Origin of the sequence: Spirosoma lacussanchae (genome assembly GCF_005870035.1) — a bacterium.
Taxonomy (GTDB): domain Bacteria; phylum Bacteroidota; class Bacteroidia; order Cytophagales; family Spirosomataceae; genus Spirosoma; species Spirosoma lacussanchae.
Window position 1 is genome coordinate 400,405 of record NZ_SWJG01000003.1, and the last position, 18,076, is coordinate 418,480.

Annotated in this window: 14 protein-coding genes; 6 read left to right on the forward strand and 8 right to left on the reverse strand. The window is 58.5% G+C overall.

Annotated elements, in window-relative coordinates; translation table 11 throughout:
• The first annotated feature begins 168 nt into the window (after window positions 1–168).
• The gene (locus FBR45_RS14810) at window positions 169–528 is read left to right on the forward strand and encodes an MmcQ/YjbR family DNA-binding protein (RefSeq protein WP_138503649.1); all 360 of its coding nucleotides are present in this window, start codon (window positions 169–171) and stop codon (window positions 526–528) included.
• Window positions 529–585: 57 nt separating this feature from the next.
• Here FBR45_RS14810 and FBR45_RS14815 read toward each other — a convergent pair whose 3' ends face one another.
• The gene (locus FBR45_RS14815; RefSeq protein WP_138503651.1) at window positions 586–1,038 is read right to left on the reverse strand and encodes a lipocalin family protein; all 453 of its coding nucleotides are present in this window, start codon (window positions 1,036–1,038) and stop codon (window positions 586–588) included.
• 325 nt (window positions 1,039–1,363) lie between these two features.
• On the opposite strand from FBR45_RS14815, the gene FBR45_RS14820 reads away from it, so the two are divergent.
• From FBR45_RS14820 to FBR45_RS14840, 5 genes are read left to right on the forward strand one after another with little or no spacing between them, the layout of a single operon-like run.
• Window positions 1,364–3,025 (forward strand): S8/S53 family peptidase, encoded by a 1,662-nt coding sequence (locus tag FBR45_RS14820; protein ID WP_138503653.1) that lies wholly within the window; start codon window positions 1,364–1,366, stop codon window positions 3,023–3,025.
• A gap of 4 nt (window positions 3,026–3,029) precedes the next feature.
• The gene (locus FBR45_RS14825; RefSeq protein WP_138503655.1) at window positions 3,030–4,184 is read left to right on the forward strand and encodes a hypothetical protein; all 1,155 of its coding nucleotides are present in this window, start codon (window positions 3,030–3,032) and stop codon (window positions 4,182–4,184) included.
• 12 nt (window positions 4,185–4,196) lie between these two features.
• On the forward strand, window positions 4,197–5,219 hold the full coding sequence (locus tag FBR45_RS14830; protein WP_138503657.1) for a trypsin-like serine peptidase: 1,023 nt from the start codon (window positions 4,197–4,199) through the stop codon (window positions 5,217–5,219).
• A 10-nt stretch (window positions 5,220–5,229) separates the two neighbouring features.
• Entirely contained in the window at window positions 5,230–6,390 is a 1,161-nt protein-coding gene (locus FBR45_RS14835) for an SIR2 family protein (protein WP_138503659.1), read from the forward strand.
• Complete coding sequence (locus tag FBR45_RS14840; protein WP_138503661.1) at window positions 6,387–9,548, forward strand: nSTAND1 domain-containing NTPase; 3,162 nt, start codon at window positions 6,387–6,389, stop codon at window positions 9,546–9,548. The genes FBR45_RS14835 and FBR45_RS14840 overlap by 4 nt, the downstream gene beginning before the upstream one ends.
• A gap of 5 nt (window positions 9,549–9,553) precedes the next feature.
• Here FBR45_RS14840 and FBR45_RS14845 read toward each other — a convergent pair whose 3' ends face one another.
• From FBR45_RS14845 to FBR45_RS14875, 7 genes are all read right to left on the reverse strand, one after another.
• Window positions 9,554–10,828, reverse strand: coding sequence for an aminotransferase class V-fold PLP-dependent enzyme (locus tag FBR45_RS14845; protein WP_138503664.1), 1,275 nt, complete (start codon window positions 10,826–10,828; stop codon window positions 9,554–9,556).
• A gap of 18 nt (window positions 10,829–10,846) precedes the next feature.
• Complete coding sequence (locus FBR45_RS14850; RefSeq protein ID WP_138503666.1) at window positions 10,847–12,217, reverse strand: M20/M25/M40 family metallo-hydrolase; 1,371 nt, start codon at window positions 12,215–12,217, stop codon at window positions 10,847–10,849.
• A gap of 39 nt (window positions 12,218–12,256) precedes the next feature.
• Window positions 12,257–13,117 (reverse strand): tetratricopeptide repeat protein, encoded by an 861-nt coding sequence (locus tag FBR45_RS14855; RefSeq protein WP_138503668.1) that lies wholly within the window; start codon window positions 13,115–13,117, stop codon window positions 12,257–12,259.
• 49 nt (window positions 13,118–13,166) lie between these two features.
• The gene (locus tag FBR45_RS14860; RefSeq protein ID WP_246082254.1) at window positions 13,167–13,712 is read right to left on the reverse strand and encodes a hypothetical protein; all 546 of its coding nucleotides are present in this window, start codon (window positions 13,710–13,712) and stop codon (window positions 13,167–13,169) included.
• A gap of 149 nt (window positions 13,713–13,861) precedes the next feature.
• The gene (locus FBR45_RS14865) at window positions 13,862–15,913 is read right to left on the reverse strand and encodes a plastocyanin/azurin family copper-binding protein (RefSeq protein ID WP_138503670.1); all 2,052 of its coding nucleotides are present in this window, start codon (window positions 15,911–15,913) and stop codon (window positions 13,862–13,864) included.
• 71 nt (window positions 15,914–15,984) lie between these two features.
• Entirely contained in the window at window positions 15,985–16,320 is a 336-nt protein-coding gene (locus tag FBR45_RS14870) for a tRNA-binding protein (protein ID WP_171044902.1), read from the reverse strand.
• The gene (locus FBR45_RS14875) at window positions 16,320–18,026 is read right to left on the reverse strand and encodes a PA14 domain-containing protein (protein ID WP_138503675.1); all 1,707 of its coding nucleotides are present in this window, start codon (window positions 18,024–18,026) and stop codon (window positions 16,320–16,322) included. Before FBR45_RS14875 ends, FBR45_RS14870 begins: the two co-directional genes overlap by 1 nt.
• Window positions 18,027–18,076: the final 50 nt, after the last annotated feature.

Genomic DNA, 18,076 nt, shown 5'->3' on the forward strand with positions numbered 1-18,076 from the left:
AACATGCCGCCCCGCGGAGGTTTGGGGCAGGTGGGGTATTTTTTGACAGGTTGCCCCGTCGATTGATGGGGCAACACCAGGACCGGGTGAAGTATTTTGTTCGTCGGCCGTGGCTAAAGTTGCCTAAGGTTGCCGTACTTAGCGTTAAATCACCCGCAAACGCATCATATGGTTTCCATCGAACGATTCCGGCAGATGGCCCTGTCGTTCCCCGAAATGACAGAAACACCCCATTTCGACAAAAGATCATTCCGGGTCGCCAGGAAAATTGTCGTGACCCTGAACCAGAAAGAGAATCGGGTCTGCCTCAAACTGTCGGAGCGGGATCAGGACCTGTTCTCGACCTTCGACCGGACCGTTATCTATCCCGTACCGAATAAGTGGGGCCGCCAGGGCTGGACTCTGGTCAGCCTCGCCAAGGTAGCCGAAGAAACCCTGCTCGACGCCCTGTCGGCTGCCTACCGGGAGGTCGCGCCCAAACGATTGTCGGCGCTGCTGAAACCCGGCCCGGATGAGCCAATTCTATAAAAAAAGCGTCCTGACACCTGTCAGGACGCTTTTTTTATAGGGTTTATGAGCGTATGCCTACTTTCTGTATACTGTTGTCAGCTGGCCCGCTGCCGTTGCCGTTGTCGAGACCGGCAGGGTGTAGCTAATGGGTTTCGTTGCCGTCAGCTCTTCAACGTTCTTATTTTTCGAGTACGTGTAGGTCTCCTCTTCGCCAGTATCATATTTCAGGACCAGGCTATTGTTCGAAAACGTCCAGGTTCCGGGAGCATCATCGACCGTAACGTTTTTATAGTTGGTATTGAACGTATTGTCGGCGTAGACATCAATGGTCGAGCCGAACGACTCGAAATAATACAGGTCGATAGCCGCTCCGTTAATGTTCGAGGAAGCAGGGAATCCACTAAGCAGTCCCCGGCTCAACTCCCACCGGCCAACAACGGGTGAAACCGGAGCCGGGTCATCATTTTTACAGGCATTTAACAGCGTAATGAGGCCGAGCAGACAAAACACGTACAGGGAACGCTTCATAGAAGATGCATTTTGATGGATTGATCGAAAAGACAGACAAGAGACTCTAAAGTACAAAAAAATCAATACAGCCCGTCGCAACACTAGCGAAAGGCCAATTTCTTTCCATACCTACTGTACGCAGTTTATCCGCCAACTGATGCATCGGTAAGCCAGAATCAATATGCGGCCCGGCCCGCCGAAAAATTATGGCGAAATATATTTCCATTTATGGCTCAAATGACGACTAATGAGTAGTAGCGGGTGCATACGTAACCTATTCTGTATCTGTTATTTACCGTTTACTAAATAAGGCAAAAATTCTGGCTTCATTTCATCCATATTCATGAACACACACACACCATTTGCCCGAAGTGCGATGAAAATTTACCAGGATGGCCTCATTATTGACGGCGATGCCGCTACGTTGCTGACCGAGGCTGCTACCGAACGATTTACTCCAGCCGAACTGGCTCCCGCAACCAGCCCCTGGGATCGGGCGCATCTGGCGCGCCAGCGGGCCAGCGTGGCCTTTGCTGAACCCGATTACATCAACCACTATCCGTTTCGGAACCCGGCCTACGACGACCGGCTGCTGCAACTCGAATCGTTCGGCGACCTGGGCGATGTCTGCAGCCGTAACAACGACTACGATCCGCACTGGACCTACCCCACCCGCGACGGGAGGGCCGAAAAACGGATCTGGCACCTCGGCAGCGACTTCTCCCAGCTCAAAGCCGCCCGCGACCAGATCAACGCCCAACCCGGTCAGGTGGTACGGATCGCTCACCTCGACACGGGCTACGACCCTACGCACCATACGTTTCCGGATACGATTATCCGGCACGATCTGGAACGCAACTTCATTGAGGGCGAAGCGCCCGACTCAGCCGTTGACCCGCGGTCGGGGGGCGCTACCAACCAGCCCGGCCACGGAACCGGTACGCTGTCTATCCTGGCCGGCAAGCGAATTCGACTCGATGAGGCCGGTTTTGACGATAGTCTGGGGCTGGCCGAACACATCGAGATCATTCCCATCCGGATAGCCAGGAGTGTCGTTTTGTTTCGGTCCCGGGCGTTTGTTCAGGCTATGGAGTACATCATCCGGCTCCACGACGACCCCGTCACCCGCTGTCATGTCGTCACAATGAGTATGGGCGGTCTGGCTTCCAACGCCTGGGCTGATGTCGTGAATGAAGCGTACGAGCGAGGCATCTTCATCGTGTCGGCGGCTGGTAACAACTTCGGGCGGGCCACCCCCCGTACGCTGGTATACCCCGCCCGGTTTGGCCGGGTTACGGCGGCCTGCGGAGTTACCTTCGATGGGTCGCCCTACTACCAGCCCGACGCGCCGGTCAGCCTGATGCAGGGTAACTTCGGCCCGCGCCGGCTGATGGATCGATCGATTGCCGCTTTTACGCCGAATGTGCCCTGGGCCAAGATCGGTTGTGACCATGTGGTCAGCCTGGCTGGGGCCGGTACGTCGGCGGCTACGCCCCAGGTGGCGGCAGCGGCAGCGCTGTACCGGCTGAAGTATTTCGATGAACTGGCGGCCCTGCCCGGCTGGCAGCAGGTAGAGGCTACGCGTCATGCCCTGTTTACGTCGGCCCGCAAGGCGATTGCGCCCGGCTTCGACAACGACGTTCGATTGTATTTCGGCAATGGTGTGCTGAAGGCTGCCGATGCGCTGGCTATACCGCCCGCGGCTGCGCTACTGCACAAAACCCCCGCCGACGTGGTGGCCTGGCCCATACTGAGTATACTGGCCGGTTTTGTGACGCTCGAAACCATGCCCCGGCCCGAGAACGAAGAAGAACAGATGATGTTCGAAACGGAAGTGCAGCAACTGATTCAGCTGTCGCCCCGGTTGCAGGAGTTGCTGGACAACGAAGAAAAGCAGCCCGACGACCTTAGCCCGGCCGAACAGCGGATCTTTCTCGATACGCTGCTGGCCATTCCCGAAGCTTCGCTCCGGCTGAAGGCATTCATTCAGTCCGTAACCCGCTAATCCTATGCCACCTGTTCTGTCGCCCGCCCAGTCGTTTGCTGATGCCTATAAGGCCACCCGCGTGATTGAAACGCTGGAAAATTATGCGGTTGCTGACCAGCTAGACACTAGTCTGGCTGGTGGGCGAGCCCAGTCAGTGATGAACGTTATGCACGAGTCTGATTTCTGGCGGACCGTGCTGGCTAATCCTGGTAACACAGCCGATATGCCCGTTAATCTGGATCAATTTACGCTTAGTGACTGGGTACCGCGGGTGCCGGGTCTGTTCTGGAGCGAGCAGGCCACCCGAATCCGGGTTAGGGTGGCCGACGGGCGACCCATCTATGACCCGTTTGGGAAGTCGCAGTTCGTGTTGGGTGGCATCGGAACGAACCTGCTGGCACCCGATCCGGGCGGACAGCGGGTAGCCTGTCTGGTTCGCGACACCGACGTGTCGGGCGGGATTCCGGTGGTCATATCGAACCGCATCTGGCGTCGGCTCAGTCTGGAACCAGGCCTGGTTCTGACCCTGACCGAGGTTTGGTGGCAGCGTATGACGGAAGAGTGGCAACAACGGTTCGACTCGGTCAAAGATATTCCGCGTGCGTATCTCTGCATCGATGATGAGTCGCAGGTGCAGGTGGTCGGTAAACGAGATGCGCCGGACTATCAACCCTATTCGCTGATCGAGTACGTAAAAGATGGCGTGCTGCTGTACGATTATGTGTTTTGTACGGTACAGGCCACGGATAGCCGCCAGCAGGTGGCCGATTTCTTCGAGATGTACCGGACCAGATTTGGCTACAACGGTCGGTATCTGATCAGCCCTGACCCGGTTAGTCCACTCTTCGATGCTGCCTACAGCTCACCCCTGCAACTGCGGCAGGCCCGGAGCGGAGCCCAGTTCCACCTCGAACTACTTAAGGAAAATATTCGGGAAACGTATTTCGGTGGTACCCGGGGCGCCGACATCCTGAGCCTGCTATCGCGCTCGTATCGCAATACGGCCAACATTAACATGGTGGCTACCCAACTGGGATTTCCAACAGGCACCTTTGCCAGCTCAGTACCCGCTGACCAGATTGCTCAACTGGTCGACTGGTGCGTGGATACGCCCGGCAAAATGGAAGAACTTATTGATAAACTGACCACTGAGCAACCCGATCTTTTACGCCCATAACCTTACCCTTGTATGAACTGGAACGAGACCCTTACTATACTGAACTACCGGCTGGCCCGGCTTTACCGGCAGCCGAACGCAGCCATTGCGGTTGTGGAGCGGGCCAACTACAACACCCTGCAGATAGACATTTCCGGCAACCCGGCGGTTATGTGGTTCAACATTCTCGACTACGCGCGCACAACGGCTAACAACTGGAACAAGATCATCGCCCTGCTCGAAGTCGTGACCAGCCCCAACGAGATGGGCGCCGAAGATGAAACGCTGAAGGGTATCTTGGAGAACCTGAAAAAAGGGCAGGTACCCGTTGAACCCCCCAAGCCCGTAGCCGTAGCGGCCGTGCCACCGGTAGAGGAGAAACGACTCGAGAAAATCATGGGTAGCAAGAGTACGCTGCTGCCCATCAGCTTCCTCGAACAGGGCCTCGTTTGCGCCCGCGCCGTAGTTCGCGTAGTTACCCCCGCCGGGCTGGGAACCGGCTTTCTGGTGGGCGATAATTACGTGATCACCAATAATCACGTCATCGACAGCATCGACACGGCTCGGCAGTCGGTGCTTCAGTTCAACTTCCAGAAGACATTGCAGGGGCTGGATGCACCAGTAGAAGAGTTCAGCCTCGACCCCGACGCGGCTTTTACGACCAGCACCGACCGGCCCGAAACCGCTGTGCTCGATTATACGATCGTAAAGGTGAAAGGGAATCCGGCGGCTAAATACGGAACGCTGACGTTCAGCCCGACGGCGGCTAAAAAAGAAGATTTTGTCAACATCATTCAGCACCCGGCTGGCGGCCCTAAGCAGATTGCGCTGTATCATAACGTGGTAACGGGCGTCGACGAACAGGTCGTGCAGTACCTGACCGATACGTTGCCTGGTTCGTCGGGCTCGCCCGTATTCAACTCGGCCTGGCAGGTAGTGGCACTGCACCATGCCGGTGGTGAGCTGGTCGATCCCGAGTCGAGCCAGACCGTTGTTCGTAACCAGGGGATCAACGGCCTGCGGGTCAAAGAAGCCTTTGATCAGCTGATCGCTTAACCACACCGGTATGCCACTGACTCCCCGCGAACGGTTTCGGCTGAAAATTTCTCTGGCGCAGAAGTACCAGCAGCCCGACGCAGCCCGGCAGGTAGCCACGGTGGCTGGGATCAACACGCTGAGTATTCCCTTCAACGGAACGCCCCCCATCGATCTGTGGGAGAAGATCATTCTGAAGGCCGAAAAGAGCAACCGGCTCCTGCCCCTGGTCAAACAGGTGGCTACCCAGCATCCCGACGATACCGAATACCCCGACTGGCTCCGCGAGCTGGAAACGGGTATTCCGGAGCGACTCCGGAAGCTGGCCCAGTCGATCCGGGATGGACATTGTCTGTTGTTTCTGGGGCCGGGAACGCTGCTCTGCGAGGTGCAGGAAGCCGATGGCGGGCCGTTGCAGACGACTACCTTCAACCGGGCGTTTGCCAAGGCGCTGGCCAGCGATATGCAGCAGCAAAATATCTATTACGACGAGCGCGAAGCGTCTAACCTGGCCTATATCGCGCAGCGCTACAGCGACCTGACCCAGAACATTCCGGGTATGCAGGCCAAGCTGGCGCAGGAGTTTTACGAAACCTGCCAGCCCGACACGCGCCTGTACGAACAGCTGGCGCAGCTGCCGTTCCGCATCGTGATCAACACCAACCCCGATAACGAACTGGCAACGCTCCTGAATCAGCAGACGCCGGGCCGCTGCGTGCATCGCTACTATAGCTTAGCCAACGCCCAGGACGGGTTGCCACCGGCGGGCCCGCGACCGCTCGAGCCGGGTCAGCTGCTGCTCTACAATATTTTCGGGTGGTTTGGCGACCGGCCGTCCATGATTCTGACCGAGAGCCAGCTGCTCGATTTTACGAACCGGATCCTGAACCGAAACCCGGCCCTCGACCCGCAGGTGATGGAAGAGTTTACGGCCGGTGAGAATAGCCCGAAGTCGTACCTGTTTCTGGGGTTCGACTTCGACCAGTGGTACGTCAAGATCGTGTTCCAGACGGTTCTGAAGCTGATCAAGCAGAAAGACAGGGCGTTTTCAATATTCCCGAAAGGGCTGGATTATAAACAGTTTAACCGGGAGTTTTTCGAAGAGGAATTCAAGTGCTATTTCATCGACGATGATCTGGGACTCTTTCTGCGGAGCTTACAGGCCGAATACGAGCAGCTGCCGATGCCATGAATCCCGACCGACCCGCTACCAAAGACCGTTACCCGGGCCTGTGCTCATTTGAGGCCGACGAACACCGAATTTTTTTCGGACGCGGCCGCGAAACGGCCGAGCTGCTTCAGCTGGTTCGGGCCGAGCAGGTGGTTGTGCTGTTCTCGAAGTCGGGCCTCGGTAAAAGCTCGTTGCTGAGCGCGGGTCTGTTTCCGAAGCTGACACCGCTGGGATATTACCCGATTCGGGTGCGGTTTCAGCAGGAGAATGCCAAAGACACCGCCGAGTCGGGCGGACACGTGCCGCTCCAGGTCCTGCATGATATACTGACCGAATCCTGGTCGGTAGCCTGGCAGCAGGCGGGCCTGCCCGAACCGGCCGTTACGATACCCTTCGATGCCGCCAATCCGAAACTTTGGGAGCAGCTACGGGCCCGGCCCTTTCCGAATGGTCTTGTTCCGATCCTGGTTTTCGATCAGTTTGAAGAGTTCTTTGCCTATCCGCTGGCCGACCAGCAGGCGTTTGCATCGCAGCTGGCCGAGCTGATGCACGACCAGGCCCCGGCCCGCGTGATCAACTGGCTGCTCGATCTGCCAGCCGCCGACCGCACCCCCTCGGCCATTGCCTGGAGCCGCCAGCCTGCTGTGAAGTGCATCATGGCGATCCGGTCAGATCGGCTGGCCGAGATGCACAGCCTGAAGCCGTACATCACCCTGATTTTGCGCAACCGCTACGAGCTGGGGCCGCTGCGCGAAGAAGCCGCCCGCGATGCCATCGACCTGCCCGCCCGGCTGGACCAGGCCGAAGGGCCATTTGCTACGCCTGCCTTTTCGTTCGATCCGGTGATTCGTGAAGAGATTATCCGTACGCTCAGCAACGAAAACTGCGAGATCGAAGGATCGCAGCTGCAGATTGTCTGTCAGCATGTGGAGAGTCGGCTGAAAGAGGAGTTTCGGGAAAGCGCGGCCCGTAATGAACCCTTCACCGCCCTGGTTGACCGGTCGGTTATTTCGGGCGAGAAAGAGATCAACCGAATCCTGGACAAGTTTTACCGAACCCAGCTCCGTACGGTGGGCGACGGCCCGGAACGCGCTGCCGCCAGCCACATCATCGAGAACGAGCTGGTAGAAGGTGGTCGGCGCGTTGGGCTGTCGAAAGCCAAAATGCTCCGTTTGCTGGGTGATTTTCCGGATGATCACAAGAAACAGATCATTCAGAAGCTGCAACTGGCCCGGCTCATTCGCTGCGAAACGACCCACCTTGGCGAAACCTACGAGCTCAGCCACGACTCGCTGGTCGAACCGGTCGAGAAGGTACGCAGCCTGCGCGAAGCACTCGTTAAGCGTCGGCAGTTGCGCGAAGAAAGCGCCCGTAAAGACCGCGAACTGCGCGAGCAGGCCATCAAGCTGCAACGGGAAACCCGGGCCAAAGAGCTGGCTATTCAGCTGGAGCGGGAAAAAGACGCCCAGCTTACCCGGATCATGGCCCTGCAGGCCGCCAATGCTGACCTGCTCAGCCAGGCCAACCTAAGCCGTCGGCGCTACAAACGGCTGACGTATTTCTTCGCGCTGGTGTCGGTAGGGGCGTTGGTTTCGTTTCTGTACTGGTACAAGACCTCGAAAGAAAACAAGCGTCTGTTTGCCAGCGCTATCCATGCATCGGCCCTGCCGCAGTACGAACGCGGGCGTCATGGGGTTGCCTTCCGGCTCTGGAACGAAATCGATAGTGTCGGCCAGCGGCCGTTTGCGGCTTATGTAGGGCGGGATGTGCGCATGAGTGCCAGTCGGGCTTACGTGGGTACGCTCTATGCCGACGAAACGCTCGACGTACGACAACGGCGGCCCGGTCGGCCCGACACGATCGTTTACAAGGCCCGGGCCGCTGCGTTTCGGCTGGCTGGCCACTCGCTGGCGGTTTATCAGAAAGATACGTTGCCCGGCTACCGGCTTCGGATTATCGATCTGAAAACCGGACAGGATAATCTGCTGGCTCCGATGGCGGTTGCGCACACATCGGCTACGGCCCTGTCGGACGATGGTCGATACGCCGTGGTGGTCGACAACTACCAGCAGGCGCATCTGTACCAGCTGACCGGCAAGCCCACCGATGAGGTATGTCAGTTTCTGGAAGCCCTGTCGGTCGATTCGCCCGATTTTTCGCGGGCCGAGTTCAGCGTCAGCTTCGTCAACGGAGCCGCTCCGTCGGTGGTGGTCAGTAGCCAGGATCGCTTGTGGGTCTATGACCTTCATAATAACGCCATGCGGTACCGGCTCACCGGCGTGGCGGCCTATCAGCTGTCTATGTGGGGCAATCGGCTGGCTGTCGTCACAAACGATCAGCTGGTGGTATACGACCTGGGTCCGGGAACAGTGCGTACGGCGGGGCCGCGGCTGGGGCAGTTCGAGCTTATCACGATCCAGGCCTTTTCTCCCGACGAGTCGGCGGTACTGATTCATACGCAGCAGCCCGGCAAGGAGGGTATGAACAGCGCCCTGCATGTCATCAGCCTGCGTCTGAACCAGCGTACGTTATGGGTGCCTCAGGCGGCTCAGCACTGGGTTTATCCGGAAGTGGGCCAGCTGATCTATACGACCCGTTCGTTTCCGGGGAAGCCCGTGCGCTACGATCTGGCGGGGCAGCGGACGCTTACGCCCTGGCCCGAGCTGGTCTCGCCGGTGTTGATCGGTGCATCGCACGGCCTGTTCCGGCAGCGAAATGGTCAGCTCGTGCTGCGCGACATGCGGGCCGACAGTCTGGTCAGTCTGTCGCTGCCATCGGTCCCGTCTCGTTCCGATGTCTTGTTTTATGCCGCCGACGGGCGAACCGATTCTCACCTGCTGGTTCTGTACCGGGATAGTCTTCGGGTCATTGACCTTCAGACCGGGCAGTTGTCGACGCTGGCTCAGCAAGGAGCGCCGAAGCCGTTTGGACGCATGTCGATACTGGGCGATCTGGTCCGGATCAGGCTGGGCGATCGCATTCTGAAGGCCGGAACCGACCCCGAATACTGGTGTTTCTTTATTGACCAGGATAAAAACAGGTCGGCCTACCTATGTCAGAACGTATACCCGACCCTGACCGAGGCCCAGCGGAAGCAGTTTGGTTTGCTGAAGACAAAAAAGCTGGAGGAGGAGTGCGGCACGATCCGGGAGCGAAGTACGGGAGCTGGTGACCACTAGCCCGATCAGCCCGCCAGTTCGGTCAGCGCCCGGACAAACGTATCCAGCTCGGCAGTCGTGGTATAGAGGTGGGGCGTTACCCGAACCCCCCGTACGTTGGCGTTATCGATGGCAACGGTAAAAATCCTGTACCGATCGAAAAGTACTTTCGCCAGTTCGGCCGGCGTTTTTCCGGCTATACCCACGTTGGCAATGGCGCAGGAGCGGGCCGGGGCTTCGGGCGTGTTGAGGGTGATGTTTGGGTGCTTGCGTACCTGATCGGTCCAGTAGCGTTGCAGGTAGCGGAGCCTGGCTTCCTTGCGGTCGATACCGATGCTGGTATGAAAGCGAATCGCGTCCTGAATGGCGAGGTCAGTGGCTACGGGGTGCGTACCGGTATGGTTGAGTTTCCGAATGTCGGTATCGGGTACGCTGCTGTCGGCGAAGAGTGGCCATACGGGGGCGATTTTATCCCGGCGCACGTAGAGAATACCGGCGCCGAGGGGGGTGCCGAGCCATTTGTGCAGGCTGCTGGCGTAATAATCGCAGCCACCCAGATCGGCGATCGAGAAGGCCAGGTGCGCGAACGCATGCGCCCCGTCGACTAGAACCTCAACGCCGTGTTTATGGGCCATCTCGGTAATTTTCCGGACAGGCAGAATCTGCCCCGTAATGTTGACCAGGTGGCAAACCATCAGCATCCGGGTTTTGGGCGTTATGGCCTGTTCGTAGAGACGCACCAGCTCGTCGTCAGACTGAGGATGGTTGGGTAGTGAAACCAACCGGTTCACCATGCCGTAGCGCCGGGCCTGCTGCCGAAACATATCGAGCATGGCGCCGTAATCCTGCTGAGCCATGACGACCTCATCGCCGGCTTTCCAGGTCAGCCCCGAAATAACCGTATCGAGCGACTCGGTGGTGTTGCGCGTAATGATTAATTCATCGGTCGAGCAGCCCAGCAGCTGAGCCAGCTGTTCCTGAGCCAGTCGTTTATCGCTGAACTGCCGCGTCCGCATGTAGTAAGACGACACCGCGTTTACCTGCTGGATGTGTTGCAGGTACCCCTCCAGTACGGGCCGGGCGGCCAGCGAGTAATAGCCATTCTCGAGCTGGGTAAACTCGTTCGTAACCGGATATAGCGACCGGATCTTCAGCCAGAAATCGTCGTCGCGGGCCAGCTCAGCCGCGGACTGTTGCCCTGCTGATGCGAGTGCTTCGGTCAGACCCGACCATTGCCCGGCCATCAGCGTCGTTGCGCCAACCATCGTTTTCAGAAACTGTCGCTTGGAGAGGGTAGACATAGGCGTACGGTGGAAAAACTACCGCAGGTTTGGAACGGGCAAAACGGGCAGACTTTCGTTGCCGTCTTCGCTAACCGACTGAACCGCAAAGTAGTAGTTGTCTTTCGAGTAAGGCAGGGTCATGCCCAGTTTGGTCGTGAAAAACTTCTTCTGCCAGAACGGCCAGTAGGTTTCGCGCATCAGGACATAGTAGCCTTTGGGTTTGCCAATTTTAGGGGCCTGCCAGTACAGGGCCGTGCTGTTGGTCAGATTGCGTACGTCGATCGTTACGGCCTGTGGAACGGCGGGGGCTTTGGCGAGGTTGGCCAGGGTGGCCAGGTTAACAGCGGTATTCTTCCGGAGGTAGTCGAAATCCATGAACTTGGCGTAGTCGCCGAACTCAACCCCATTTTCGGTGCGTAGGTCCTGATGCTGGTGGTTGTAGTTTTCGTTCATTTCCGTCAGGCGAACGGCCGCAAAACCACGCTGTACGTAAGGCGTATGGTCGCCCCCGCGCAGGTAGCGGTCGTTGCGATAGACCAGCACGACTTCCAGGTTTTCTACGTAGCGCTCGCCGAGTTCTTTCACGTAGCGGGCCAGGGTTCGGGCGCGCCCGTCGTTCTCATTGCCGAAATTCCGGATCTGGGCAATGCGGCCGGTCGTGTCTTTGAGCACACTGGCCGGTAGTCCTTCGCTGAACACGCGCAGCCGGGTGTTGTCGATGATGTTGGTTTCGTTGCTGTGGTTGCTGCCCATGATGTCGTTGTTCAGCACCGCTTCGAGGCTCCACTTCTCCTGAACGGCCCGCTCGGCCAGGTGTTCGGCACCCAGGAGGCCCTGTTCTTCGCCGGTGAGGGTGGTGAAAATAATCGTGGCCGGAAACTGGCTGCGGCTCAGCACGCGACATAACTCGATAACCGCGGCTGTGCCCGAGCCGTCATCGTTGGCACCCGGTGCTACGGCGGTTCGGTTCATGACGCCCGTTACGCGGCTGTCCATATGCCCCTGTACAATAAATACCCGGTTATCGGTAGGGTCGGTGCCTTTTAGCGTAGCCATCACATTGCCCATATCGGCTGGCTTGTCGATTCGTCGTCCGTCGGGCTGGAGCGTCCAGGTGTCGAGCGTCGCGGTGAGCCGTCCGCCCGATTGTTTGGCGTATTGCTGAAACTTGCCCAGAATCCACTGCCGGGCGGCACCAATGCCTTTCTGTTTGTCGGAGGTAGTGCTCAGCGTGTGGCGGGTGCCGAAGCTAACCAGCCCATTGATGTGCGCGCGTAAGCTATCGGCCGATACCTGGGCGATGAGGTCGGCGATCTGGGGGTCGCGGTTGACCAGTACAGTTTGGGCAAAAGAAGGATAAAAGGAAACGAAAAGAAGGCAAACAAGAACGATGTACCGGTTTTTCATAGGTCAGATGATTGGGTAAGCAAAATACCAAAAAATAGCTCACCGCCGTGTCATCGACCGTTTTAAAACGCTCCCGATAAAGCTCCCGACAAAGGTCAGCCCCATGGAGCCGTACAGATTGAACGCTTCCAGCTCCCGCTCGCCCCCGTTGGCGGGTGTTTCGGTCAGGAACGTATAGCCGAGCCAGATCGAAGCCGCCTGCAGCAACGCCAGCGACCAGCCTTTGCGGGGTTCGGCAAAGCCAATGGCGGCCGCCGAAATAGCCGCCATCAGATAGGGCCAGTGAATTACCGTCGATTCTTTGATCACATACAGCAGCGCCACACTATGGAGCAGCACAAAGGCCGCATTGATCAGCAAGCGCCTGTCGAAGAAAGTAGCTGAAGCGGGCGGATTCATAAGGTCATGTTGCTGTTCGAGGGCGGTAGCCTGCTCCAGATCCTGTTCGGCTTCCTGAGGCTGGTGCAGCTTCTGACGGGTCAGGCCGCGCCAGTAGTAGGGCATCGATTCGCGCCCCTGCGAGTGAAAAACGGCCTGGTCAAACTCGGTGAATGCGTCGGCATAGGCCTGCTGGTCGTAGAGAATACGGCCAATTTCGGTATGAATATCAACTACGGTGTTGTCGTAACTTTTGCCGGTTTTCAAATCCTGCAGAGCCGCGTCGGTATCGCCCAGCTTGAGCAGACACCGGGCGCGGTAGAGGTAGGCGATGCTCGACTGCGGACGCTCCTGAATAACCTGGTCGAAGTACTGGTAAGCGGCTTCCAGCTGGTCGGTATCGTACAGGCGGATGCCAAGCTGCAGCCGTTCCCGCTCTTTATCCGGTTCGGTACGCAGATCAGCATAGTAGCGGAGGTAGATGATATAGCCGATAACAGCCGCTGTAATCAGAATCTCCATAAGAATCACGGTTCGTTCCTGATGAATAACGGATCAGGGCACGAATGGGTTAAAACGACCAGGCCATACCTGCGCCTATGGCCCCCTGACCCGTTAGCGGAACGGGAGCTACTGACAAGCCCACCCGGGGCTGAAGGAGCATCTGATTGTACCGCGTCACGGCTTTGTTGACCTGGCTGTTGCCGATAATACTGAACGTCAGCGACGCCACGACCGAACTGCCAAATATCGTCCAGTAGGTGCCGTTATTGCGGTTTTTGGGAATGAGCACATAGACCAGCGGGGCCAGACCGACCAGCCTCCCCAGCGTCGTCATTGTCCGGAAGGTCTGGAAATGATGCGTAACTGTCGGGTCGTTGAGTTCGTAGAACGGAATTTCCAGCGAGTAGGGCGACGATAGTTTCTTGCCCCCGTAAAAATAAACGCTGCCCAGCGCCGAAGACCCAGCCGCTCGTTCGATCGGCATCAGGTGGGCCGGTACCGGCGCCGTGCGATAGTGCGACGTGTCATCGGCGCGTCGGCGTTGCTGGGCGTAGGTAAAGTGGCCGAGGAGAAATAGGGAAGCGATTACTATCAGTCGGTATGTGAGTGTCATCTTCTGAGCGTTCATGGCAGATCGTCGTTTCCATTGGTAGAGACGCGACCCCTCGCGTCTCATACGCGTCAGCCAAGGCCACATCTACCGGATGATGCTGTCGGTTGGGAAACGTTGCTGACGCATATGAGACGCGAGGGGTCGCGTCTCTACTTGACAACTTTCAGGGTGCCCTGCATCAGCGACGAGTGGCCGGGGAAGGTGCAGACGAACTGATAATCGCCGGGCTCGGTAGGCGCTACAAAATAGATGCTTTCGTTGCTCTCGGGCTGCAGAATGTTCGTGTGGAACAGCACGTCGGGCGAGTTGGGCACGTAGTTCATCTTAGGACCGTTCAGGTTCAGCCGGAGGGCTGCGTTGCCGACGGCATTGGCCGCGCCGGGTTTGGTGATGACGCAGTTGTGCAGCATGTCGTCGTTGTTGTTGAAGACCAGCTTTACCCGGCTACCGGCTTTTACCTCCAGCTTCTCGGTATCGAACTTTAGGCCCGGCTTTGTCCCGATCGTCAGGGTCTGGTCGGGGCCGTTGGTCCAGTCGGCGGGTAGCTCCGTGATGCGTTTGACGCGCTGCGGACCGGCTGTGGTGCGGCTGGGGGCAGCGGGTTTAGCACTTTTACCTTTGGTGGCCATGCCGGCGTCTTTGGCGGTGCTGGCCATCATGGCGCTGTGGTCGTGGCTGGCGGAAGCCGGGCGGGCTGCCACCGTAGCCCGCTCACCGGGGGCAATGGCGTTGAGCGTATAATAGCCGGTGGGGTGCAGTAAGGCCAGGTTTCCCGAAGCCGACCGAACCCCTTCCAGCTTCACTTCGTGGATATACCCTTCGCGCAGGGCCGTATCGGCTACAATGCGGGCGCTCATACCATCCGGAGCCACAACGATGCCCCGGATCGGAACGGGCCGCGCATCCTCGATGGGGCTGCCGTAGGTTTTATGGTAGCGGTAGGTGAAGCTGTTGAGGCTGTAGCTGGCCGGGTCTTCGGCGGTCTTGCGGTCGACAGGCAGCGTGAACGTCACCTCAAAACCATCGGGCTTCGAGTGGATGGTCTTCATCTCGAAGGGCGTTTTGCCGGTCCAGACAAGTCGCTGGATGCCATACGGGTCTTTGCCGGTAGCGGCCCAGCCCCGGCTCGTCATGCCTACGAACATTGAGCCATCCTGCCCCCATACGGTGCGGATAATGCCCGACTGGAAACCCTCGCGGAACGGAAAACAGGCACCCTGCCACTCACCGTTGACTTTCTCCAGCGCCACCCGCATGATCTTGCTATGGCCCTGATCACCTACGAACAACTGACCGCTGAACGGGCCGAAGGCTCCGTTGGTGGTATCTTCCTTGAAATCTGACGTCGAGATGCCCATCAGCGTGTGCGGAAACCAGACGGCCGGTACTTTCAGCTCTTTGATGGTCTTGGCTACTTCGTGCATGGGCTTACCGGTACTCGGTACATCGCTTGGTTTGAGCGTCAGGGGAGAGCCCGGCTCGCTCGTCCAGCGCAGGCCTGCCGGGTTACCCGCAAACGCGCCCTTGGTGAGGTGCGTCATCCGGCCCGACCCGACCCAGTCGCCCTGGTTTTCGGTATAAAAAATGCTGCCGTCGCGCAGGACGCCGAAGCCAGCCGGTGAGCGCATGCCCGTAGCCCAGGGCGTCATTTCGCCGGTTTCGGTCAGCTTCAGCATCCAGCCGCGCCACTTGGCCAGGCTGGCTCCGTAGCCGATCCAGTCGAGGTTGAGGGTAATGACCATATCGCCGTCGGGCAGCAGCACGGGGCCGTAGCTGTACTCGTGGTAATTGCCCGACAGGGGCCATTTGTAGAACGACTTGTACTCGTCGGCTACCTCGTCGCCATCGGTATCGATCAGCTTGGTGACTTCGCCCCGCTGGGTGCAGAGCAGATAGCCTTTAGGATGCCACATCAGCCCCAGCGGCTCGTGGAGGCCGGTAGCAAACCGTTTGAAGGTGGGCACCCGGCTGCCCTGCATGTAGGGATTGCCGATCAGCCAGACCTCGCCCCGGCGGGTACAGGCCGCCAGCCGACCGTCGGGCAAGGGGGCCAGGCCGCCCACTTCGAGCTTGATGTCTTCCGGAATCGGGAGGGTAATGATTCGGTAATAGTCACCTTCCGTAGCCGGTCTGTTCTGGCCGGAAGCGCCTGAGTAGAGCAGGGTCAACGAAAGGGTAACGAGCGTGATGAGTTTTTTCATGGTTTTGCTAAGCGGCCAGCCTTCTGGACCTGAATGGGCGGTTCGTCCCGTTCAGGGGTTGTTTCAAAACATCAGGCAATGCGTAATCCGTTTTCTGTAGGTCGTTCGGTTTGTAAGAGCGTAACGGTGCCATCGTCGGCTACGGCACCCAGTACCAGGCATTCGCTCATAAAGGTGGCGATCTGCTTGGGCGGAAAGTTCACCACGGCCACGAGCTGTTTACCGATCAGCTCGGCTGGCTGATACAGCCTGGTCAGCTGCGCCGAGGTCCGCTTGGTGCCGAGCGTGCCGAAATCGATGGTTAGCTTGTAGGCGGGTTTGCGGGCCTGCGGAAAAGCCTCGACCGCCACTACGGTTCCGGTGCGGATCTCTACCTTCTCAAAATCAGCCCAGGTTAACGTGTTCATCAGAATAGAATCGAATACTGGGCCGTTCCGGCGCCGTTTTTGACCGCTACCGGCAGCAGCAGTTCCTGTTTGCCATTGCTCTGCCGGAGCTTTGCTTTTGCTTTCGGGTCGAACTGTACGTAATAGCTGTAGTCGTCGATGGCATACAGGCCCTTGCCGACTTCCTCGATCGTTTTCCCGGCTGCGATGCGGCAGTAGGGAGTGCCATCGGGCGATCCGTTCAGGGTCAGAGTCCGGTCGAGGCCGCTCCTTCCGACGCTTTCCGGGCGGGGCCGAACGGCGTCGGTCACGGTAGTGCCAGCCAGCATATACTCGACTGTTGGGTAGCCGTTACTGTCGAGTGTATAGCCTTTGTATTGCAGGGTGTTCTCGCCCAGGCTGTCGGGCCAGGGGGTGGCGTCGTTGGTCAGCACCATCAGGCTGGTTTGCGCCGGTAGCCTGACCACGGGCCCCAGCGGACTCAGGAGTTGCGGTTCGCCCCGCTCGTACCACATTTCGGTAGCGTTGGCAAAATCGCCTTTCCAGGCCTGGAGCAGGGCCATCTGGTTCAGATCGAGCGTGTAATGGTAACCACCGGGCGACCCTACCGACAGGCTGTGTGTACGTTTGTAATTCTCGCCCGGTACCTGTACGAACGAACGAATCAGCTCAGGGCGGGTCGAGGGTTTTACACTTACAACCCCAACCGGGTCCGGTTCGGGGAGCGATGCCAGGGCGTGGAGCGGCTGGGGACGCGTACCGGCCTGCGACACAAACAAACCCAGCCCTGGCCGGAACCAGGAGCGCGAGAAATATACCTCCACATCGTGCGGACCGGCGCTGAGGGTTACATTGCCTACGCTGGGCTGGCCGAGTTCGCGGTGGCTGATGGGAATGATTTCTTTCCCATCGATCCAGACGCCACCCTGGCCGCCCTGATGCAGCTCAAACTGGTAGTCGCCCGCCTGCAAGGCCGTTAGCTTGCCGGCAAAAAAGATCGTGTACTGACGCGGCTGGCCATACGACACCTCATAATTGATGGTGCTGGTCGTATCCTGCTTAAATACTTTTCGGGTGCGGGCCTCGGCGCGGTTGTCGATGTACTGCCCTTCTACGATGGTATAGCTGACCGGACTGCTCCACTGCGCCACCCGGCGGGGCGACAACACCCGGTATCCCGCGTTCCGTACGGCTACCGACCCTTTCGGGCTTACAACGGCTACCGTACCCGCGGCTTTGCCAGCCAGTGTCTGGCCTTCACGTACGGTTACGCCGTTGATGATAAGTTTTTCGAGAATCGCCGGGCTGTTGCCTTTGGGGGTTTTATACCAGACTTCTATTTTTTGCCAGAGCCCCGGCGCCTTCATGAGCCGGGCCAGATCGGCTACCCGATTCAGGGCGAGCGTTTGACCGGTTGGCAGCAGCAGCGACACCTCTGCGCCAACGGTCGTCAGCAGCTCGAAGCGCAGCTGAAAATCGTCGGTAGGGGTGGCCAGTACCAGCGGGTCGCCGGAACCTACCAGCAGGCTGCTGCCCGATTTGGTTTGTAGCGACGCGCCATCGGGGCTGGTACCTACCGAACCCGCCAGCTGCCAGCCCGCCGGTCGGCTGAGTTGAGCTATCGGTAACGCAGGCAGATCAGACTGGGCAAACAGCGGGCCCGAGAGTAGCCCACCCAGCAAGAGAGCCGCCACCCGGCGACTCACAGATAGGGGAAATGAGGTCATATGGAAAGCAAAGCGGAAATGCTCAAAATTGTACTCTAAAAGCCAAAAAA